The organism is Mycolicibacter sinensis, assembly GCF_001667375.1.
GTDB lineage: Bacteria > Actinomycetota > Actinomycetes > Mycobacteriales > Mycobacteriaceae > Mycobacterium > Mycobacterium sinense_A.
Map to the genome: position 1 here is coordinate 19,102 of NZ_LZIN01000095.1, position 21,451 is coordinate 40,552.

The window sequence follows — 21,451 nt, forward strand, 5'->3', positions numbered from 1 at the left end:
CGTTCGGCATGGCCGCGCCGGCTCCAGCTGGCGCGGAGGTGATCGACGATGTGCTCGATCAGGTATTGGCGCCGTTCGCAGATGCGGCGACTAACACCGTGGACTGGGCCGCGCTGTGGAGCCCGGCCGCGTGGGAGGCGTTCTTCGATCCGGCGCACTGGGATGCCGCCTTCGCCGCGGTAGCGACTCCCGGCGTCGCGGATGCGACCGCGTGGATTGACCAGCTCATCTATACCCCGCTGCACACCGGCATCGAGGCCTGGATCAACAGCGCCGGTCCGACCCCGATCCTGGACGGGCTCAACGACTTCAGCAAAGCCCTCGGTTGGGGCGCGATGATCGCCGACGGCACGGCCGGGACCGAGGCGACCCCCGACGGTGGTGCCGCCGGGTGGTTATTCGGCGACGGCGGGGCCGGTTGGGACAGCACCGTCGCCGGCGGCGCGGGTGGTGCCGGCGGCGCGGCGGGGATGTTCGGCAATGGCGGTGATGGCGGTGATGGCGGTGCCGGCGCCGACGGCATCAACGGTGGGCACGGCGGGGACGGCGGCGCCGGCGGATGGCTGATGGGCAACGGCGGCCGCGGTGGCGACGCCGGCCACAGCGGGATCGGCGGCGCTTCCACCGCACTGCCCGCTCTCGGTGGGACCGGCGGCACCGGCGGATCCCTGTTCGGCGACCACGGCGCGGCCGGCCATTACGGCACGCGGACCGACGCACCGCCGGTCACCGACGACGGCGGGTTGGCCATCACCGGACGTTGGTTCACCGACAGCGACGGTCGGGTCGTCGTCTTGCACGGGCTCAACCACAACTACAAGGTGCCGCCGTACGAGCCGTCGGCGGACGGATTCAGCGACGACGACGCGAAGTTCCTGGCCGACAACGGCTTCACGTCGGTACGGCTGGGGTTCGCTTGGGAAGCCGTCGAACCCGAGCCCGGCGTATTCGACGCGGCCTACCTCGCCTCCGTCGCGCAGACCGTGCAGACCCTGGCCAACCACGGCATCGTCAGCCTGCTCTACCCGACCCAAGGCCTCTACAGCAGCACCTTTGGTGGCCAAGGCTTCCCGGACTGGATGGTGCAGACTGGGGGATTGCCCAACCCCCAGCTGGGCTTCCCGCTCAACTACGTAGTCAATCCCGCGGAGAACCACGCCTGGGATGCCTTCTGGAACAACGCCAAAGCGCCCGACGGCGTCGGGCTGCAGAATCACTACGCCTTGATGTGGCAATACGTCGCCAACTACTTCCAGGGCAACCCCAATGTGCTGGGCTACGAGCTGATCAACGAACCGTGGCCGGGCTCGCAGTGGCTGGGAAGCCTGTTCGGCAACCCGCACTTCGACAGCCAGGCGCTGACCCCCTTCTACAACCAGGTGGGTGCCGCGATCCGGTCCGTCGACCCGCACACTCCGGTGTTCTTCCAACCGAACACCATGTTCGGCAATCTTCCGATAGACACCCATCTGGGCAAGGTCGACGATCCGAACACCGTCTTCTCCTTCCACACCTACTGCCTCCAGTCGGCAGTCTTCGGCATCGACTTCGGCTGCGGGGCCTACTACGACCTGGCGCTGACCCGCGGCGAGGACTACGCGGACTCACACGGGATTCCGGCCTTCCTAACCGAGTTCGGATCCACCGCGCGGCTCAAGGCCATCGACGCCATGATCCCGGTCGCCGATCGGTTCCGGCTCAACTGGACCGAGTTCGCCTACGCCACCAGCGAGGTGACCAGCTCGGACCCGATCGGCCAGGCGTTGGTCTTCGACCCCAGCAAGCCGCCGGTCGGCGACAACGTCGATTGGGACAAGCTGGCAATCATCGCCGCGCCGTACCCGCAGGTCGTCGGCGGCACCCCGGAATCCTGGTCGTATCACGACGGTGTGTTCCAGTTGAGCTACTCCACCGAGCGGGCTGACGGGCTGGGCAGCTTCGCGGCCGGGACCCAAACGGTCATCTCGGTGCCGCCCATCGAATACCCGGACGGCTACCACGTGGAGGTCACCGGCGGCACGGTCGTCTCAAATGCCAACGCTCCGGTGTTGTTCATCGAATCCACCAGCGGCGCAAGCACCGTCAGCGTCGTCGTGCGCCCTGCCTGAGTTGTCGTGCGCCCTGCCTGGACGTCACGGCAGCTGGTCGCGGTCTTGCGGACAGTAGATGGTCGCCGCCGCCGCGATGAATTTCACGATGCTGCTGGTGCGAGGGAGGATGGCGCCGTCACCGGACTGAACCTCGTCGGAGCCGTTCGTCAGGCGCTCGACCAGGTCGCGGAACGGCACACCGCCGTCCAGTTGGTCGCAGACCCGGTGGGCCTGGGTGATGAGCTCGGGAGCGTTTGGCACGGCGGCTGGATTGCGCTGGCCGAGTAACGTCAGAAACCGCTCGTCCTGGCTCGGGGCCGCGACTGCGGGCCCGGCCAACGGCAGTGCCGTCCCAAACAACAGCGCGAGAGCAGCGCAGCGGCGAAGGCGCATGGGCACGGTATTCACCGTCGCACATAGCCCCCGGTGCGTACAGCGGTTTCGACGGCCCGGCGACTAGGATTTCGTCCGTGCCGGAGCTAGTCGAGGCAGCCCGCTGAGGCTGTTCGCCGACACCACACCGCTGCGCAGCCCCGACTCGCCGACGCCGTGCACGGAGCGGCCGGCGCGGTGGTGGGAACGGCCGCCGCGGCGGCCGGCGGTGGGGTGCTGGTGATCGTCGGAGTGCTGCTCGCCGCCCTCGTGGCGCCGGCTTTCCTCGGCTACCGCCGGCCGGGACCGGCAGTGCCGCGATGACGGTTCCGCGATACCCGGCCCCGGACGGGCGCGTCGGCCCCGAACCGACTACCTTTTCCTATACACGTTCCTAGTACACGCCCGATCGACTGGTTAGCCGAATAGCGCAAAGGGGTTCCTTGTGGCCGCAACCGACGAATTCGCCACCCTGAAGTACCCGGGCGGCGAGCTGGAGCTGCCGATCGTCCAGGCCAGCGAGGGGTCCGACAGCCTGGCCATCGGTTCGCTGCTCGCCAAGACCGGCTACACCACGTTCGACAACGGCTACGCCAACACCGCGCCCGTCAAGAGCGCCATCACCTACATCGACGGCGACGCCGGCATCCTGCGCTACCGCGGCTACCCGATCGAGCAGCTCGCCGAGAAGTCCACCTTCATCGAGGTCAGCTATCTGCTGATCTACGGCGAACTGCCCACCGCCGAGCAGCTGGCGACGTTCACCGGCCGGATCCAGCGGCACACCATGCTGCACGAGGATCTCAAGCGGTTCTTCGACGGCTTCCCGCGCAACGCCCACCCGATGCCGGTGCTGTCCAGCGTGGTCAACGCGCTCTCCGCCTACTACCAGGACTCGCTGGACCCGTCCGACAACGAGCAGGTCGAGGTATCGACCATCCGGCTGCTGGGCAAACTGCCCACCATCGCCGCCTACGCCTTCAAGAAGTCCGAGGGGCAGCCGTTCCTGTACCCGGACAACTCGCTGAGCCTGGTGGAGAACTTCCTGCGGATGACCTTCGGCCTGCCGGCCGAGCCCTACGAGGTCGACCCGGAAGTGGTGCGCGCCCTGGACATGCTGTTCATCTTGCACGCCGACCACGAGCAGAACTGCTCGACGTCGACGGTGCGGCTGGTCGGCTCGTCGCGCGCCAACCTGTTCACCTCGATCTCCGGCGGTATCAACGCGCTGTGGGGCCCGCTGCACGGCGGGGCGAACCAGGCGGTGCTGGAGATGCTGGAGCAGATCCGCGATCAGCACGGCAACGTCGGCGACTTCGTCAAGAAGGTCAAGAACCGCGAAGACGGCGTCAAACTGATGGGCTTCGGCCACCGGGTCTACAAGAACTACGACCCGCGGGCCCGCATCGTCAAGGAGCAGGCCGACAAGATCCTCGGCAAGCTCGGCGGCGACGACGAACTGCTCAACATCGCCAAGGACCTCGAAGAGGCCGCGCTGACCGACGACTACTTCATCGAGCGCAAGCTCTACCCCAACGTCGACTTCTACACCGGCCTGATCTACCGGGCGATCGGCTTCCCGGCCCGGATGTTCACCGTGCTGTTCGCGCTGGGCCGGCTGCCCGGCTGGATCGCGCACTGGCGCGAGATGCACGACGAGGGCGACTCCAAGATCGGCCGGCCGCGTCAGGTCTACACCGGCTACACCGAACGCGACTACGTCACCATCGGCGGGCGGTAACCGCCGTGACGAACCCGGGCAAGCCCCAGATCACCGTGCCGAGCGGTCCGGCCCCCACCGAGCTGGTCATCGAGGACATCGTCGTCGGAGACGGCCCGGCGGCCGCGCCCGGCGCTCAGGTCAACGTGCACTACCTCGGTGTGGACTACGACACCGGCGCGGAGTTCGACAGCTCGTGGAACCGCGGCGAGTCCCTGGAGTTCCCGCTCGACGGGCTCATCGCGGGCTGGCAGGACGGCATCCCGGGGATGAAGGTGGGCGGCCGGCGCCAATTGGTGATCCCGCCCGAGCTGGCCTACGGCCCGGCCGGCACCGGACACCAACTGGCCGGCAAGACCCTGGTCTTCGTGATCGATCTGCTCGGCACCCGCTGAGTGCGCGCCCGGCTGATCACGGCAGCGCTGGTTGCGGTGCTGCTGGGCGCGTCCGGCTGTGAGCGGCAACAAGATTCGCCGCCCGGCACCGATCCCGGCGCCGCGGTGCCGGTCTCGGTGGTCCGGCACGGCAACGAGATCACCGTGGCCGGAACGGTGTCCGACCCAGCGGCCCGACGGGCGCTGCTGGACGCGGTGATCACCTCCACCGACGACGTCACCGTCATCGATCGGCTCGACGTGGCGCCGGGCGTCACGACACCGAACTTCTCCGGATCGGCTCCGGTCTTCGAAGCAGCGGCCGCGATCGGCGATTTCGCGTTGAGCGTCAGCGGCGACACCGTGACGCTGACCGGGACCGCGGCGAAGGCCGCCGAAGCGGCCGCCGTAGCGGAGGCGGCGAAGGACGCCTGGCCGCGGGCGGGCATCGCCAACGAGCTGGCGATCGGCTAACCGAGCTCAGCGCGGCGGCGGCAGCCGCAACATCAGCCGCGCCCCGCCCATCGGGCTGTCTTCCAGCGTTGCCGTGCCGCCGTGCAGCCCGGCTTGCTGAGCCACCAGGGCCAGCCCGAGACCTGAGCCCGAATGCGATGCCGTCGACCCGCGGGAGAACCGTTCGAACACCACCTGGCGCTCCTCCTCGGGAAGCCCGGTGCCGTTGTCGTCGATGGCGATCTCCACGCCCGCGCGGGAGGTGACCGCCGACAGCTGCACCTGGGTGGCGCCGCCGTGCTTGACCGCGTTGGCGATCGCGTTGTCCACCGCCAGCCGCAGCCCGGCCGGCAACCCGACGATGATGCAGGTCGGCGATGGCACCAGTGAGACGTTCAGGTCGGGGAAGACCCGCATCGCGTCGTGCGCCGCCCGGTCGAGCAACTCGGTGATGTCCACCGGCACCTGGTCGTCGGCCGTGGACAGTTCGCCTTGGGCCAGCCGCTCCAGCGCCGACAGCGTGGCCTCGATCCGGGTCTGGGTGCGCACGACGTCGTTGAGGACTTCTTTGCGTTGATCATCGGGCAGGTCCAGGGTGGTCAGCACCTCGAGATTGGTGCGCATCGCCGTCAGCGGGGTGCGCAGCTCGTGGGAGGACACCGCGGCGAAGTCGCGTGCCGACGCCAGCGCCTCTTTGGTGCGGTCCTGCTCTTTCCAGATCCGCTGCAGCATGCCGCGCATCGCCAAGGCGATCTCGACGGCTTCACTGGCGCCGCGCACCTCGATCTCCGGTCGCTCGTCGCCGGCGTCGATGGAGCGGGCCTGCTGGGCCAGCCGGCGCAGCGGCCGCACCGCGAACGCGGCCAGCAGCCAGCCCAGCACGGCGGCCGCGCCGATCGCGAAGGTACACAGCAGCAGCACCCGCCGGTGCAGGTTGTTGGTGTCGGCGACGGTGGCGTCGTAGGTGGCGCCGACCGCCAGCGACCGCGGCCCCGGCCCGGGGATGTCGACGGTGCGCACCCGGTAGCGCACCCCGTCGATCTCGGTGTCGGCGTAACCGGGCTCGAGCTGGGGCAGCACCACCGCGGAGTTCGACGTCACCTCACCTGCCCGGCGCAGGGTGATCACCGCGTCGGTGGCGCCGGCTGATCGGGGCAGCTCGCCCAGACCGATCAGTGGGACCGTCAGACCGGCCGCCTCGTCGAGCCGGCGGTCCAGCCAGTACTTGCGGTCGTTGGTGACCCCGACCCACACGATGGCGCCGATGATGACCGTCACGATCGCGGTCCCGATGGCGGTCGCCAGCACCACCCGGGTTCGCAGCGACGGCGTGCGGGCGAAGAGGCGCCGCAGCGCGTTCATGACGTTCATCGTGGTCCTCACTGCGTGCGCAGCACGAATCCGACGCCGCGCACGGTGTGCAGCAGCCGGGGCGCGCCGCCGGCTTCCAGCTTGCGCCGCAGGTAGCCGATGAACACGTCGACGACGTTGGTGTCGGCGGCGAAGTCATAGCCCCAGACCAGCTCGAGCAGTTGGGCGCGCGACAACACCGCGGTCTTGTGCTCGGCGAGCACCGCCAGCAGGTCGAACTCCCGCTTGGTCAGGTCCACGTCGACGCCCTTGACCCGGGCGCGCCGGCCCGGGATGTCGACCTCCAGCGGGCCGACGGTGATGGTCTCCGACGACGAGCTGGCCGACGACCCACGCCGCCGCAGCATCGCCCGCACCCGCGCCACCAGTTCGGCGAGCACGAACGGCTTGACCAGGTAATCGTCGGCGCCGGCCTCCAGGCCCGCGACCCGGTCGTCGACCGAACTGCGGGCGGACAGCACGCAGACCGGCACGTCGTCGCCCATCGCCCGCAGGGCGGTCACCACGCTGACGCCGTCCAGCACCGGCATGTTGATGTCGAGCACGATCGCGTCCGGCCGGGCCTCCTTGGCGCTGCGCAACGCTTCGGCGCCGTCGGCTGCGGTGGCCACCTCGAAACCGGACAGGCGCAGTCCGCGTTCCAGCGAGGCGAGTACATCGGAGTCGTCGTCGACGACCAGTACCCGGGGGGAGGCTGCGGCGTTGGCGGGGTTGTTCATGGCCGCCATTTTGCCTGAATATCGCCGCTGAGCGCGGGATGCTCCTCGGGGCGGTCACTTGGTTCTAGGGTCGATTGGGTGAATCCGGCCTCCGCGCTGCGCAATTTGCTGCCGTACCTGCGGCCTTATCGGGCGCGGTGGCTCACCATGATCACCATCGCCGTGGTCAGCTTGGGCGCGACCGTGGCGATCCCGCTGATGACCAAGGCGGTCATCGACGGGCCGGTGGCCCACCGTGACCAGCCCGGCCTGTGGGTGCTCGGGACGGCAGCCGCCGCGCTCGGCGTCGGTGAGGCGCTGCTGTGGCTGGTGCGGCGCTGGCTGGTGGCGCACGCCACCATGGGCGTCGAAGCTGACCTCCGCAAGGATCTCTACGCCCGGCTGCAGATACTGCCGCTGACGTTTCACGGGCGCTGGCAGTCCGGGCAGTTGCTGTCGCGGATCATGAATGACCTGGCGACCATCCGCCGGTTCTTGTCGTTCGTGGTGGTGTTCCTGCTGCTCAACACCTTGCAGATCGTGGCCGTGACGACCATTCTGCTGCTGTTGTACTGGCCGCTGGGCGTGGTGGCGGCCGTGTCGATGGTGCCGGTGACGCTGGCGGTGCAGCACTTCCGGCGCCAGTACACCCGGCTGTCGCGCCGCGCGCAGGACCAGGCCGGCCAGGTCGCCACCGCCGTCGAGGAATCCGCGGGCGGCCTGCGCACCATCAAGGCGTTCGGTCGCGAGGACTACGTGTTCGCCCAGTTCGATACCCAGGCCAAGACGCTGCGCGACCTGGGTATCGACAAGGTGGTGGTGTCGTCGAGGTTCTGGACGCTGCTGGAGGTGATTCCCAACCTCACGCTGATCGTGGTGCTGGGGATCGGCGCGTACGCGGCCGGCAACCACCTGGTCACGATGGGCACCCTGGTCGCGTTCATCACCTTGATGCTGTCGCTGGTCTGGCCGGTGTCCTCGCTGGGCTTTCTGCTGTCGGCGACCCAGGAGGCGATGACCGCCGCCGACCGGATCACCGAGATCTTCGACGCGCCCGTCGAGATCACCGACGGGCACGATCCGGTGCCGCCGTCGGGGCGACTGGAGCTGCGCGACGTCGGATTCCGCTTCAACGGCCCGTGGGTGCTGCGCGGCGTCAACCTCACCGTCGAACCCGGTGAGATCGTGGCGGTGGTGGGTGTCACGGGATCCGGAAAGTCGGTGCTGGCGATGCTGCTGTCGCGGCTCTACGACGCCTCCGAGGGGCAGATCCTTATCGGCGGGCGTGACATCCGCTCGCTGACGCTGGCGGCGCTGCGTTCGGCGGTGATCACCGCGTTCGACGATCCGACGCTGTTCTCCATGTCGGTGGCCGAGAATCTGCGGCTGGGCAGGCCCGAGGCGAGCGACGCGGAGCTGGCCCGCGCCCTCGAGGTGGCCTCCGCCGGTTTCGTGTACGACCTACCGTCGGGGCTCGACACCCGCATCGGCGAACAGGGGATGAGCCTGTCGGGTGGGCAGCGTCAACGGCTTTCGCTGGCCCGGGCCCTGGTGGCCGCACCGACGATCCTGGTGCTCGACGACACCCTGTCGGCGCTGGATGTGCACACCGAAGCCGCCGTCACCGACGCGCTGCGCCGGGTGCTGCGGGAGGGGGCGATCACCGGCATCGTGGTGGCCAACCGGGCCTCGACCGTGGCGCTGGCCGACCGGGTGGCGTTGCTTGCCGACGGGGCCATCGCCGCGGTCGGCACCCACGCCGAGCTGCTGGCCGCGGTGCCGCACTACCGCTACCTGCTGGCCGCCGACGACGAGCTCGACGACGGCGCCGAACACCTCGTCGACTGGGCGCGGCAGTGACGCCGGCGCGCGCCCTGCTGTGGTCGCTGCTGCGGCCCTATCGTGTCGCGGTGGTGCTGCTGGCGTTGATCGTAGTGGTGGAAAACGCTGCCCGCCTCGCGGTTCCGGTGCTGGCGCAGCGCGGTATCGACCGCGGCATCCCGTCGATCGCCGACGGCTCGATGCGGGTGCTGACGGTGATCATCATTGCGCTGGGGGCCGTGGTGCTCACCCAGGCCGGCAGCCGGCTGCTGTTCCTGCAGTGGTCGGGACGGATCGGCCAGCGGGTGCTGCTGGAGTTGCGGCGCCGAGTGTTCCGGCACTTCCAGCGCCTGGATATCGGCTTTCACGACCGCTACACCTCGGGCCGGGTGGTCAGCCGGCTGACCAACGACATCGACGCGATCCAGGAGATGCTGCTGTCCGGGTTCGACAGCCTGGTCAGCGCTGCCCTCACGCTGGTCGGCACCGCGGTGCTGCTGGTCGTGCTGGACTGGCGGCTGGGCCTGATGTGCCTGGCCGCCTTCCCGGTGCTGGCGGCGTTGCTGCGCTGGTTCCGGACCGAGTCGTCGAAGACCTACACCGCGGTGCGGGAACACGCCGCGCGGGTGATCGTCCAGTTCGTCGAGACGATGACCGGGATCAAGGCGGTACAGGCCTACCGCCGCGAAGCCCGCAACGAGGAGATCTTCGCGGGCGTCGCCGACCGCTACCGCGCCGTCAACGAGAGGGCGTTCAAACTGGTCGCCGTCTTCAGCCCCGGCGTCAAGCTGGTCGGCAACCTCACCACCGGCGTGGTGCTGCTCTATGGCGGCTGGCGAGTTCTGCACGGGCACATGACGATCGGGACGTTCACCGCGTTCCTGCTCTACCTGCGGATGTTCTTCGAACCGATGCAGGAGATCACCCAGTTCCTCAACACCTTCCAGTCGGCGACCTCGGCGCTGGAAAAGCTGGCCGGGGTGCTCGCCGAGAAACCCGCGGTCGCCGACCCGGACGCCCCGGTCGCCCTCGGCGAGGCCCGCGGCGAGATCGCCTTGCATGACGTGTGTTTCGGCTACCGCACCGACGCCCCGGTGCTGACCGGGCTGTCGCTGCACATCCCGGCGGGCCAGACCGTGGCGCTGGTCGGTAGCACCGGCGCGGGCAAGACGACCATCGCCAAGCTGATCGCCCGGTTCTACGACCCGACGTCGGGAGCGGTGACACTCGACGGCGTCGACCTGCGGCACCTCACCCAGGCCGAGCTGCGCCGGCACGTGGTGATGGTCACCCAGGAGAACTTCTTGTTCTCCGGGACGCTGGCCGACAACATCCGCTTCGGCCGTCCCGAGGCGACCGACGCCGAGGTGGTCGCCGCCGCGGCGAGCGTGGGCGCCGAGGCGTTCATCGCCGACTTGCCCGAGCGCTATGACACCGACGTGGCCAAGCGCGGCGGCCGGCTCTCGGCGGGACAGCGTCAACTGGTGGCCTTCGCCCGCGCGTTCCTGGCCGATCCGGCGGTGCTGATCCTCGACGAGGCGACGTCGGCGCTGGACATCCCCGGCGAGCGGATGGTGCAGCGGGCGCTGCGCAGCGTGCTGGCCGACCGGACTGCGCTGGTGATCGCCCACCGGCTCTCGACGGTCGAGATCGCCGACCGGGTGCTGGTGATCGAGGGCGGGGTCATCGTCGAAGACGGGCCACCGGCCGAGCTGATCCGCGCCGAGGGGCATTACGCCGCGCTGCACGAGGCCTGGCAGCGGTCTTTGGCTTAGAGCCCGATCCGGCGGTAACGCTGCAGTCGGGTGGCCAGGCGCTGCTCTTGGGGAACATCGCGCAGCGCGTGCAACTCGGCCGCGATGGCCGCCGACATCCGCTTGACGAAGTCGATCGGCTCGGCGGCGGCGTCGGGATGCTCGGGCACGATCACGTCGACGATCCCGTGCGCCTTCAGATCCGCCGACCGGATGCCCTGGGCGTCCGACAGTTCCGGCGCGTGGTCGGTGTCGCGGAACACGATGGCGCTGGCCCCTTCCGGGGGCAGCGGCGCCAGCCAGCCGTGCTGCGCCGCCAGCACCCGATCCGCCGGCACCATCGCCAGCGCGGGCCCGCCGCTGCCCTGGCCGAGCAGCACCGACACCGTCGGCACCTCGAGCGTGACCAGCTCGGCCAGGCAGGCCGCGATCTGCCCGGCCAGCCCACCCTGTTCGGCCTCCACCGACAGCGCCGGCCCCGGGGTGTCGATGGCCAGCACCAGCGGCAGCCGCAGGTCGGCGGCCAGCGCCATGCCGCGGCGGGCGTCTTGGAGCGCGACGGGATCGGTCAGGCGATCCGGCCCGCGCAGCTGGCCCAGCACCACCGCCGGCTGGCCACCGAATCGGGCCAGCGCCAGCAGCATGGTGGCGCCGCGTTCGGCGCTTCCGGTGCCCGACAGGAAGACCCGCTCGGTGGCGCCGTGGCGCAGCAGAAACCCGCACCCCGGCCGGTCCGGGCGCCGCGACGCGCACACCGAGTCCCACGCCGGGACGTCGGGAATCGGCGCCGGAGCGGGTCGGGCAGGGGCGGGACCGGGGCCGTCGAGGATCACCTTGAGCGCCCGCGCACAGGTGCGCCGCAGCCACTTCAGCGGGATCACGCCGTCGATCACGCCGTGGGCCTGCAGATTCTCGGCGGTCTGAATGCCCGGCGGGAACGGTGCGTCGTAGAGCTGCTCATAGACCCGCGGTCCCAGAAAGCCCACCAGCGCCCCGGGTTCGGCCAGCGTGATGTGGCCGAGGGAACCCCAGGATGCGAACACCCCGCCGGTGGTCGGGTGGCGCAGGTAGACCAGGTAGGGCAGGTGAGCGCGTTTGTGCAGCTCGACGGCGGCGGCGATCTTCACCATCTGCAGGAACGCGACGGTGCCTTCCTGCATCCGGGTGCCGCCCGAGCTCGGTGATGCCAGCAGCGGCAATCCCTCGGCGGTGGCGCGCTGGATCGCGGAGGTGATCCGCTCGGCGGCCGCCACCCCGATCGAGCCGGCCAAGAAGTCGAAGTCGCTGGCGATCACCGCGACCCGTCGCCCGTTGATCCGGCCCTCGCCGGTGATGACCGCCTCGTCGCGGCCGGTGGCGGCACGGGCGGCGGCCAGCTCGGCGGCGTAGGAGTCGCTGACCGGCAGCGCCAGCGGCTCGTCATCCCAGCTGATGAACGAGCCGCCGTCCAATACCGCCTCGCGCAGTTCGTCGGCCCCGGTCCGGCTCACCCCCGCAGCCTAATTAGGCTGGTTCGTCATGATCGGTGTTACCCGCGACGAAGCCGTCACCACTATCGAGTTGCAGCGCCCCGAGCGGCGCAACGCCCTGAACTCCCAGCTCGTCACCGAACTGCGGGCGGCCATCGTGGACGCCGCCACCCACGACGTCCGGGCGATCGTGCTGACCGGGCAGGGAACCGCGTTCTGCGCCGGCGCCGACCTGTCCGGCGACGCGTTCGCCGCCGACTACCCCGACAAGCTGCTCGCCCTGCACCAGAGCATCGCCGATGTCCCGGTGCCGGTGATCGGCGCGATCAACGGCGCCGCGATCGGCGCCGGTCTGCAACTGGCGATGGTCTGCGATCTGCGGGTGGCCACCCCCGAGGCATTTTTCCAGTTCCCGGTGGCCCGCTACGGGTTGGCACTGGACAACTGGAGCATCCGCCGGCTCTCCACCCTGGCCGGCTACGGGCGGGCCCGCGCGATGCTGCTGACCGCCGAGAAGCTGACCGCCGAGACGGCGCTGCTGACCGGGATGGTCAACCGGATCGGCACGGTAGGCGACGCGCAGGCCTGGGCGCACGAGATCGCCGGACTGGCGCCGCTGGCGCTGCAGCACGCCAAACGGGTGCTCAACGACGACGGCGCCTACCAGGAGCAGGAGCCGTCGCACAAAGAGTTGTTCGACCGGGCCTGGGCCAGCCAGGATGTCATCGAAGCCCAGGTGGCGCGCATCGAGAAGCGGCCGCCGAAGTTCCAGGGCGCCTAACAGAGGCAGCGCGGTGATCGCAAACGCGGCGGAGCCGGGTGCAGCGGGTCACCGCCATAGACTCGGCATCATGTTGCGCGGAACACTTCGGCTGGTGGTGGGCACGGCGTCCCTGGCCGCCGGTAGCTGGACGCTTCGCGCGCTGCGCGGCACACCCGGGGCCCTCGGTGCGGCACCGCACGACATAAGCGCGGTGGCCGCCCGGTCGTCGCACTACCGCGACGGGATCTTCCACAACATCGAGCGGGTCGCGGTTGTCAACATGGACCGCGAACAACAGCGCCTGATGCTGCGGGAGCTGTTCGCCGATCGCGGCGCAAGCCGACCCGCAGCAGCCGTGCCGCTGGTGGACCCCGATTTCAGCGGCGCCGCCGAACCGCTGTCGATCACCTGGCTGGGCCACGCCACGGCGCTGGTCGAAGTCGACGGCTACCGCGTCCTGACCGACCCGGTGTTCAGCGAACGCTGCTCGCCGTCGGACGCCGTCGGTCCCCGGCGGCTGCACCCGCCGCCGGTCGAGCTGGCGGCGCTGCCCGCGGTGGACGCGATCGTGGTCAGCCACGATCACTACGACCATCTCGACATCGACACCATCACCGCACTGGCCCGCAGCCAGCGGGCGCCGTTCGTCGTCCCGCTGGGCGTGGGTGCGCACCTGCGGACGTGGGGCATCCCCGCCGGCCGGGTCGTGGAACTCGACTGGGACGAGCATGTCGCGCTCGGTGAACTCACGCTGACCTGCACCCCGGCCCGGCACTTCTCCGGGCGGTTCCTGACCCGCAACCTGACTCTGTGGGCGTCGTGGGTGATCGCCGGACCCAGCCACCGGGTGTACTTCGGCGGGGACAGCGGATACACCCACAGCTTCGCTCGGATCGGCGCCGAGCACGGCCCGTTCGATGTGACCCTGATGCCGATCGGCGCCTACAACACCGCCTGGCCGGACATCCATATGAACCCCGAGGAGGCGGTCCAGGCGCACCTCGACTTGAATGCCTCGGCGTCGGGTCTGCTGGTGCCGATTCACTGGGGCACGTTCCGGTTGGCGCCGCACCGCTGGGCCGAGCCGGTGGAACGGCTGCTGGCTGCCGCCGACGCCGCGGGGATTGCGACGGCGGTGCCCAAACCCGGTGGCCGGGTGCAACCGGGCGCCGCCGCGTCCACACCGTGGTGGAGGGCGTAACGCCATGATCAGGTGGGCAGCCACTGTGCTGACCGTTGCTGTGAGCGCATGCACTCCGGCGGTGACTCCGGCCGCGCAGCACGATACCCCGCCCAACGAGGTGTCAGGCGTGGAGATCCCGGCGGGCCGCGTCGATGCGGCGGTGACCAAACTCGACGGTCTGGCGCGGGAACTGATGGACAGCACCGGAATACCCGGACTGGCCGTCGCGGTCGTCCACGGTGGAAAGACCCGGTACGCCAAGGGCTTCGGTGTTCGCGACACCCGCAAGGGTGACGGAGCGGACAATGCGGTCAACGCCGACACGGTGTTTCAGCTGGCTTCGATGTCCAAATCCGTCGGCGCCACCGTGGTGGCGCAGCAGATCGGCGCGGGGAGCATCGCCTGGGACACCCCGGTGGTGACGCAGCTGCCCTGGTTCGCGCTGTCGGACCCCTACGTCACCGACCACATCACCATCGCCGACCTGTACGCACATCGGTCCGGGCTGCCTGATCACGCCGGCGACCGCCTGGAAGACCTCGGCTACGACCGCCGGGAAGTGTTGCAGCGGCTCAAATACCTACCGCTGGCGTCCTTCCGCAACAACTACGACTACACCAACTTCGGGCTGACCGCCGCCGCAGAGGCGGTTGCCTGCGCCGCCGGCGTCCCCTGGGAGCAGTTGTCGGCCGACGCGCTGTATCGACCGCTGGGAATGGCCTCAACCAGTTCCCGCTACGCGGATTTTCTCGCCCGCCCCAACCGCGCACTCACCCACATCAAGACCGACGAGGGTTATCAGCCGCGATACCAACGCAATCCGGACGCCCAGTCGCCGGCCGGCGGGGTCAGTTCCTCGGTGAACGATATGGCCCGCTGGTTGGCCATGGTACTGGCCAATGGCAGCTATGAGGGCACCCGGATCATCGCGCCCGAAGCGTTGCTCCCCGCGATCACGCCGCAAGTGATCAGTGCCCCCGCCGCGGTCGGCACCGCCCGGCCAGGGTTCTACGGCGAGGGATTCAACGTGTCGATCACCTCATCGGGGCGCACCCAGTATGGCCACTCGGGCGCATTCCTGCTGGGTGCCGCGACCGCGTTTTCGGCACTGCCGTCGCAGGACGTCGGAATCGTCGTGCTGGCCAACGCCACACCGATCGGGGTCCCGGAGACCTTGATCGCCCAATTTCTGGACCTGGTCCAGTACGGCGAGGTCCGCGAGAACTGGCCGACGCTGTACCGGCAGGCGCTGGCGCCGATGTCGCAACCCGAAGGAACGTTGGTGGGCGCCGAACCGCCTGCTCATCCCGCCCCTGCCCGGCCACTGTCGGAATACGTCGGGGAGTACACCAATCCCTACTGGGGTCCGGCTGCCGTCACCGAGGACCACGGTGCGCTCGATGTGACCCTTGGGCCGCGGCACCAGCGATTCCGGTTGAGCCACTACGACGGTGACACCTTCACCTTCGCCCCGCAGGGCGAGAACGCTCCGGACGGAACGATATCCAAGGCCATCTTCACCAAGGACGCGGTGGAACTGGAGTACTTCGATCACGACAAGCTGGGAAGGTTCACCCGTTGACGGCGCGAACCGCAGGGCTCACCGACGACGAAGTCGCCCAACGGGTTGCGCAGGGCCAGACCAACGACATCCCAGTGCGTGCCGCACGCAGTGTGCGCGAGATCATCCGGGCCAACGTCTTCACCCGGATCAACGCGATCCTGGGCGTGCTGCTGGCCATCGTGGCGACCACCGGATCGCTGATCAACGGGCTGTTCGGGCTGCTCATCGTCTTCAACAGCGTCATCGGCATGGTGCAGGAGATCCGGGCCAAGCAGACGCTGGACAAACTGGCCATCGTCGGCCAGGCGAAACCGTTGGTGCGCAGGCAATCCGGGACCGCAGAGCTCCCGGCCCGCGAGGTGGTGCTCGGCGACGTCATCGAACTCGGCCCCGGCGACCAGATCGTCGTCGACGGCGAGATCGTCGAGGTGTCCGATCTGGAGGTCGACGAGTCCCTGCTGACCGGTGAAGCCGACCCGGTCGGCAAGAGCATCGGCGATCAGGTGATGTCGGGCAGTTTCGTGATCTCCGGCAGCGGCGCCTACCGGGCCACCCGGGTCGGCAGCGAGGCCTACGCGGCCAAACTGGCCGAGGAGGCCACCAAGTTCACCTTGGTGAAATCCGAACTGCGCAACGGCATCAATCAGATCCTGAAATTCATCACCTACCTGCTGATCCCGGCCGGGCTGCTGATCATCTACACCCAGCTGTTCACCACCGACGTGGGTTGGCGGGCATCGGTGCTGGCGATGGTCGGCGCGCTGGTGCCGATGGTTCCTGAGGGTCTGGTGCTGATGACGTCGCTGGCGTTCGCGGTCGGAGTGGTGCGCCTCGGGCGGCGGCAGTGCCTGGTGCAGGAACTGCCCGCGATCGAGGGGCTGGCCCGCGTCGACGTGGTCTGCGCCGACAAGACCGGCACCCTCACCGAGAACGGCATGCGGGTGGCCGAGGTCGCCGAACTTCCCGGCGCTAAAGGGCTTCCGGTACACGAGGCGCTGGCCGCGCTGGCTGCCGAGGATACCCGGCCCAACGCCAGCATCCAGGCCATCGCCGAGGCGTTCCCGGCACCGCCGAGCTGGACGCCGAGCGGCTGCGCGCCGTTCAAGTCGGCCACCAAGTGGAGTGGCGTCTCGTTCTCCGAGCACGGCGACTGGCTGATCGGTGCCCCCGACGTACTGCTCGAACCGTCGTCGGAGGCCGCCGAACAGGCCGAACGGATCGGCGCGCGCGGCCTGCGGGTGCTGCTGCTGGGCCTCAGCGACCGGCCCGTCGATCACCCGGACGCGCCCGGGCAGGTCACCCCGGTGGCGCTGGTGGTGCTGGAGCAGAAGGTGCGGCCCGATGCCCGCGATACGTTGGACTATTTTGCCGAGCAACAAGTCTCGGTGAAGGTGATCTCCGGCGACAACGCGGTTTCGGTGGGTGCGGTGGCCGAGGAGCTGGGGCTGTCCGGGGGCGCGATGGACGCGCGCAAGCTGCCGACCGAACCGGACCGGCTGGCCGGGGCATTGGAGGAACACACCGTCTTCGGCCGGGTACGCCCCGATCAGAAGCGGGCCATGGTGCGCGCGCTGCAGTCACGCGACCACACGGTGGCCATGACCGGCGACGGTGTCAACGACGTGCTGGCGCTCAAGGACGCCGACATCGGCGTGGCGATGGGCGCGGGAAGCCCCGCTGCGCGCTCGGTGGCGCAGATCGTGTTGCTGGACAACAAGTTCGCCACCCTGCCCTATGTGGTGGGCGAGGGACGCCGGGTGATCGGCAACATCGAACGGGTGGCGAACCTGTTCTTGACCAAGACGGTGTATTCGGTGCTGCTCGCCCTGCTGGTCGGCCTGGTCGGGCTGGCTTCGGCGCTGTTCGGCACCAAACCGCTGCTGTATCCGTTCCAGCCGATCCATGTCACGATCGCCGCCTGGTTCACCATCGGCATCCCGGCGTTCGTCCTGTCGCTGGCGCCGAACAACGAACGGGCGCAACCGGGATTCGTGCGACGGGTGATGAGCGGGGCACTGCCGGCCGGGCTGGTGGTGGGCATCGCCACCTTCAGCTCCTACCTGCTGGCCTACCGCGGCAGCGAAGCCACCCCGGTGCAACAGATCCAGGCGTCCACCACCGCGCTGATCACCCTGCTGATCACCGCCGGCTGGGTGCTGGCCGTCGTGGCGAGGCCGTATCAGTGGTGGCGGCTGACGCTGGTGATCTGCTGCGGCCTGGCCTATGTGGGCATCTTCGCGATCCCGTTGGCGCGGGAGAAATTCCTGCTGGACCCCTCCAACGTCGCGCTGACGTCGCTGGCGCTGGGGGTAGGGGCCCTGGGCGCCGCTGCTATCGAGGCGATGTGGTGGGCCCGCGGCGTGATGCTCGGTGAGCGGCCCAAGTTGTGGCGGGAGCCGGCAACGACCACAATGACCCACCGATAACGGGGATATGAGGAGAAGAGAATCACATGGCCAAGCTCTCCGGATCCATCGACGTCCCGCTGCCTCCCGAGGAGGCGTGGAATCACGCGTCGGATCTGTCGCGCTACAAAGAGTGGCTGACCATCCACCGGGTGTGGCGCAGTGTGCTGCCCGAAACCCTGGACAAAGGCACCACACTCGAGTCGATCGTCGAGGTCAAGGGCATGCCCAACCGGATCAAGTGGACGATCGTGAACTACAAGCCCCCGACCGGGATGACCCTCAACGGCGACGGCAAGGGCGGCGTCAAGATCAAGCTGCTCGCCAAAGTCAACCCGGCCGGCGACGGCTCGAAGGTCAGCTTCGACGTTCATCTGGGCGGGCCGGCGCTGTTCGGCCCGATCGGCATGCTGGTGGCTGCCGCGCTGAAGAGCGACATCGACGAGTCGCTGCGCAGGTTCGTCACGGTTTTCGCTCCGGCTTAATTAGGTTGCACGCCCCGACAATCCGCAACTAAGGTGGCGGGCGTCGGTTTCACAGGAGGTAGGGAATGACAGGCATCGCCGGTCTCGCGCCGTTGTCCGCGCGCTGATCACCGACGAATCGCCGTAAGTCGCGTCCCGGTTGTCAGCGCCCCCGCTGACTTTCCCGGAGACCCCGTGTCCTGCTCTGATTTCGATTCCGTAGCCACCCTGACCGATGTCGGCTTCGACTGGCCTGACGGCAGCACCGCGCTGGCCGGCGTCAGCGGTTCGTTCGGGGCCGGCCGCACCGGCCTGGTCGGTGCCAACGGAGCCGGCAAGTCCACCCTGCTGCGGCTGATCGCCGGGGAACTCACCCCCACCGCCGGAAGCGTCACCACGGCCGGCGAGGTCGCCTACCTGCCGCAGCGGTGTCCCCTCGATGCCGATGTCTCGATCGCCGAATTGCTCGGTGTCGCTGACCGTCTCGCCGCCCTTCGGGCCATCGAAAGCGGTGACGCCGCGGCCGTCCATTTCGAGGTCGTCGGCGACGACTGGGATATCGAAGCCCACGCCGCTGCGGCATTGCGCGACATCGGTTTCGGCTCGGGTGACCTCGACCGCCGGATCGGCGAACTGTCCGGTGGGGAGGCGATGCTGGTGGCGTTGACCGGTCTGCGACTGGCGGCCGCCCCGATCACCCTGCTCGATGAGCCGACCAACAACCTGGATCGCGGCGCGCGCGCCGCGCTGATGCGGATGGTCGCAGCATGGCCGGGGACGCTCATCGTGGCCAGCCATGACACCGCGCTATTGGAGCAGATGGGCTGTACCGCAGAGCTTTACGGTGGGCGGCTCACCACCTTCGGTGGGCCCTACCGCGCGTGGCGGGCGCACCTGGACTCCGAGCAGGCCGCTGCCCGCGCGGCGGCCCGCACCGCCGAACAGGCGGTCAAAGTCGAAAAGCGCCAGCGCATCGAAGCCGAGACCAAGCTCGCCCGACGCAGCCGCGCGGCCCATGTCGCCGCGCTGAACAAGCGCGCCCCGAAGATCGTGATGAACCAATGGGGGTCGAACGCGCAGGTTTCGGCGGGCAAGCTGCGCAGCCGGCTCGATGGCCGGGTGCGCGACGCCCAAGCCGGCCTGCATGTTGCGTCCGCCCGGGTTCGCCACGACGAACACATCCGCGTCGAGCTGCCCGACCCGGACGTGGCGTCCACCCGCCGGCTGGCCGAACTGCCCGGCAGCGCCGGGCCGATCATCGTGCAGGGCCCGGAACGGATTGCCCTGGACGGCCCCAACGGGGTCGGCAAGACCGCACTGCTCGAAGCGCTGCTGGCCGGTGCGGGCGGAAGCCTGCGCACCGACCGGGTCGGCTATCTCCCGCAGCGCCTGGATCACCTGGATGACACGGCGTCCGCGTTCGACGCGGTGTCGGTGATATCGGGCAGCGAGCCGCGGGTCGTACGCGCCCAACTGGCCCGGTTCCTGCTGGATGCCGATTGCGTGGCCCGGCCGATCGGCACCCTGTCCGGCGGTGAGCGGTTCCGGGTCGCACTGGCCCAGCTGCTGCTCGCCGACCCGGCACCGCAGCTGTTGCTGCTCGACGAACCCACCAACAACCTCGATCTGGCCAGCGTGGACCAGCTGGTCGACGCGCTGGCCGGCTACCGCGGGGCGTTCATCGTGGTCAGTCACGACGACGACTTCCTGGCCCGGCTCGGCCTGACCCGGACCTGGGCGATGCCGCGCCGCGGTGAGCTCGTCGATGCGAGCTAGTGTCACAACATGACTCGCTCGCGTCCCGGTTGGCTCATCGCGCTGTTCGCCGTGATCCTGTCGGTCAGTGCGTGGTTGCCGTGGCTGGCCACCTCGGCCAACGGCGGTGGGCGTGCCAGCGCGATCGGTGGCAGTGCCGGCAGCATCGCGTTGCCATCCCGTTTCGGCGTCGGCCAGCTGATCGTGCTGCTGGCGGCCGTACTGCTGGTAGCCGGTGCGATGATCGGCCGCGGACTCTTCAGCACGGTGGCATCGGTTGCCGCGCTGGTGATCTCACTGGGCATCGCCGCACTGGGCGTCGGGTACTACCGGCTGAATGTCGTGGCGCCGATAACCGCCGGATACGGGCTGTACATCGGGGCGGTCAGCGTGGCCGGCGCCCTGGTCTGCTCGCTGTGGGCGTTGGTGTCGGCTATACGGTGAACCCGCCGTCGACGTTCCAGTTCGCGCCGGTCACGAAGCCGGACTCCGGCCCGGCCAGGAAGCTCACGATCGAGGCGACGTCGCTCACGTGGCCGTAGCGGCCGACTGCCGTTACCTTCTTCAAGCTCTCCGGGAAGTCACCGCCGTTGTCGGGATTGGCGTCAGTATCGATCGGACCCGGCTGGACGTTGTTGACGGTTATGCCACGGTGGCCGAGGTCGCGGGCCAGTCCCCGGGTGAACGACGCCACCGCACCCTTGGTCATGCCGTATACCGACAACCCGGGGCTCGGAATCCGATCGGCGTTGATGCTGCCGATGTTGATGATCCGCGAGCCCTCCCCGAGATGCTTCACCGCGGTGCGGACCGCCCAGTACATTCCGCCGATGTTGACCGCCACGAGACGGTCGAACTGCTCGGCCGGGAAGTCATCGATCGGCGCCGCATAGGCGACGGCGGCATTGTTCACCAGCACATCCAGGCCGCCGAGTTCGGCGACGGCCTGCTCCACCGCGGCGGCGACCTGGACGCGGTCGGCGGAGTCGGCCTGGATCGCAACGGCCTTCCCCCCGTTGGCGGCGACCTCGGCGACGAGTTTCTCGGCGTCGGCTGCCGAAGCCGAGTACGTGAAGGCGACGGCGGCTCCGTCGGCGGCCAGTCGCCGTACCGTCTCCCGGCCGATCCCGCGGGAGCCTCCGGTGACCAGTGCTCGTCGTCCTGTCAAAGCCGCTGTACCCATTTCGTCGCCTCC

The 21,451-nt window shown here is 69.2% G+C and carries 19 protein-coding genes; 14 read left to right on the forward strand and 5 right to left on the reverse strand.

What is annotated here, in order from left to right; translation table 11 throughout:
- The first annotated feature begins 8 nt into the window (after window positions 1–8).
- Window positions 9–2,108 carry a cellulase family glycosylhydrolase gene (locus tag A5771_RS18995; protein ID WP_064856773.1) on the forward strand — a complete coding sequence of 700 codons (2,100 nt, stop codon included), beginning with the start codon at window positions 9–11 and terminating at the stop codon, window positions 2,106–2,108.
- 24 nt (window positions 2,109–2,132) lie between these two features.
- Here A5771_RS18995 and A5771_RS19000 read toward each other — a convergent pair whose 3' ends face one another.
- Window positions 2,133–2,483, reverse strand: a complete 351-nt coding sequence (locus A5771_RS19000) for a DUF732 domain-containing protein (RefSeq protein ID WP_234783120.1) — start codon at window positions 2,481–2,483, stop codon at window positions 2,133–2,135.
- A gap of 177 nt (window positions 2,484–2,660) precedes the next feature.
- Between A5771_RS19000 and A5771_RS24395 the strand changes: the two genes are divergently transcribed.
- From A5771_RS24395 to A5771_RS19015, 4 genes are all read left to right on the forward strand, one after another.
- On the forward strand, window positions 2,661–2,786 hold the full coding sequence (locus A5771_RS24395; RefSeq protein ID WP_267887478.1) for a hypothetical protein: 126 nt from the start codon (window positions 2,661–2,663) through the stop codon (window positions 2,784–2,786).
- Window positions 2,787–2,907: 121 nt separating this feature from the next.
- Entirely contained in the window at window positions 2,908–4,203 is a 1,296-nt protein-coding gene (locus tag A5771_RS19005; RefSeq protein WP_082947326.1) for a citrate synthase, read from the forward strand.
- A gap of 5 nt (window positions 4,204–4,208) precedes the next feature.
- Window positions 4,209–4,577, forward strand: a complete 369-nt coding sequence (locus A5771_RS19010) for an FKBP-type peptidyl-prolyl cis-trans isomerase (RefSeq protein WP_064856745.1) — start codon at window positions 4,209–4,211, stop codon at window positions 4,575–4,577.
- Entirely contained in the window at window positions 4,578–5,030 is a 453-nt protein-coding gene (locus tag A5771_RS19015; RefSeq protein ID WP_064856746.1) for a BON domain-containing protein, read from the forward strand. It begins immediately after the preceding gene.
- Between the two features lie 6 nt (window positions 5,031–5,036).
- Here the strand turns inward: A5771_RS19015 and A5771_RS19020 are convergent, their stop codons facing one another.
- Both A5771_RS19020 and prrA read right to left on the reverse strand, forming a co-directional pair.
- Window positions 5,037–6,371, reverse strand: a complete 1,335-nt coding sequence (locus A5771_RS19020) for a HAMP domain-containing sensor histidine kinase (RefSeq protein ID WP_064856776.1) — start codon at window positions 6,369–6,371, stop codon at window positions 5,037–5,039.
- A gap of 17 nt (window positions 6,372–6,388) precedes the next feature.
- Window positions 6,389–7,099, reverse strand: coding sequence for a two-component system response regulator PrrA (gene prrA, locus A5771_RS19025; RefSeq protein ID WP_064856775.1), 711 nt, complete (start codon window positions 7,097–7,099; stop codon window positions 6,389–6,391).
- Between the two features lie 147 nt (window positions 7,100–7,246).
- On the opposite strand from prrA, the gene A5771_RS19030 reads away from it, so the two are divergent.
- Complete coding sequence (locus A5771_RS19030; protein WP_234783121.1) at window positions 7,247–8,938, forward strand: ABC transporter ATP-binding protein; 1,692 nt, start codon at window positions 7,247–7,249, stop codon at window positions 8,936–8,938.
- Window positions 8,935–10,674, forward strand: a complete 1,740-nt coding sequence (locus tag A5771_RS19035; RefSeq protein ID WP_234783117.1) for an ABC transporter ATP-binding protein — start codon at window positions 8,935–8,937, stop codon at window positions 10,672–10,674. The genes A5771_RS19030 and A5771_RS19035 overlap by 4 nt, the downstream gene beginning before the upstream one ends.
- Here A5771_RS19035 and A5771_RS19040 read toward each other — a convergent pair.
- On the reverse strand, window positions 10,671–12,143 hold the full coding sequence (locus A5771_RS19040) for an acetyl-coenzyme A carboxylase carboxyl transferase subunits beta/alpha (protein WP_064856749.1): 1,473 nt from the start codon (window positions 12,141–12,143) through the stop codon (window positions 10,671–10,673). The two genes, A5771_RS19035 and A5771_RS19040, sit on opposite strands and share 4 nt — an antisense overlap.
- Before the next feature lie 28 nt (window positions 12,144–12,171).
- Between A5771_RS19040 and A5771_RS19045 the strand changes: the two genes are divergently transcribed.
- The 7 genes from A5771_RS19045 (at window position 12,172) to A5771_RS19075 (ending at window position 20,700) form a co-directional block, all read left to right on the forward strand.
- Window positions 12,172–12,903 carry an enoyl-CoA hydratase gene (locus A5771_RS19045; protein WP_064856750.1) on the forward strand — a complete coding sequence of 244 codons (732 nt, stop codon included), beginning with the start codon at window positions 12,172–12,174 and terminating at the stop codon, window positions 12,901–12,903.
- A 70-nt stretch (window positions 12,904–12,973) separates the two neighbouring features.
- Window positions 12,974–14,086, forward strand: a complete 1,113-nt coding sequence (locus A5771_RS19050) for an MBL fold metallo-hydrolase (protein WP_109401210.1) — start codon at window positions 12,974–12,976, stop codon at window positions 14,084–14,086.
- Between the two features lie 4 nt (window positions 14,087–14,090).
- Entirely contained in the window at window positions 14,091–15,650 is a 1,560-nt protein-coding gene (locus A5771_RS19055; RefSeq protein ID WP_064856751.1) for a serine hydrolase, read from the forward strand.
- The gene (locus tag A5771_RS19060; RefSeq protein WP_064856752.1) at window positions 15,647–18,058 is read left to right on the forward strand and encodes an HAD-IC family P-type ATPase; all 2,412 of its coding nucleotides are present in this window, start codon (window positions 15,647–15,649) and stop codon (window positions 18,056–18,058) included. The genes A5771_RS19055 and A5771_RS19060 overlap by 4 nt, the downstream gene beginning before the upstream one ends.
- A gap of 26 nt (window positions 18,059–18,084) precedes the next feature.
- On the forward strand, window positions 18,085–18,522 hold the full coding sequence (locus A5771_RS19065; protein WP_064856753.1) for a type II toxin-antitoxin system Rv0910 family toxin: 438 nt from the start codon (window positions 18,085–18,087) through the stop codon (window positions 18,520–18,522).
- 174 nt (window positions 18,523–18,696) lie between these two features.
- The gene (locus tag A5771_RS19070; protein WP_064856754.1) at window positions 18,697–20,277 is read left to right on the forward strand and encodes an ATP-binding cassette domain-containing protein; all 1,581 of its coding nucleotides are present in this window, start codon (window positions 18,697–18,699) and stop codon (window positions 20,275–20,277) included.
- A gap of 9 nt (window positions 20,278–20,286) precedes the next feature.
- Window positions 20,287–20,700: a hypothetical protein gene (locus A5771_RS19075; protein WP_064856755.1), complete on the forward strand. Its 414-nt coding sequence runs from the start codon at window positions 20,287–20,289 to the stop codon at window positions 20,698–20,700.
- Here A5771_RS19075 and A5771_RS19080 read toward each other — a convergent pair.
- Window positions 20,690–21,439, reverse strand: coding sequence for an SDR family oxidoreductase (locus A5771_RS19080; RefSeq protein WP_064856756.1), 750 nt, complete (start codon window positions 21,437–21,439; stop codon window positions 20,690–20,692). The two genes, A5771_RS19075 and A5771_RS19080, sit on opposite strands and share 11 nt — an antisense overlap.
- Window positions 21,440–21,451: the final 12 nt, after the last annotated feature.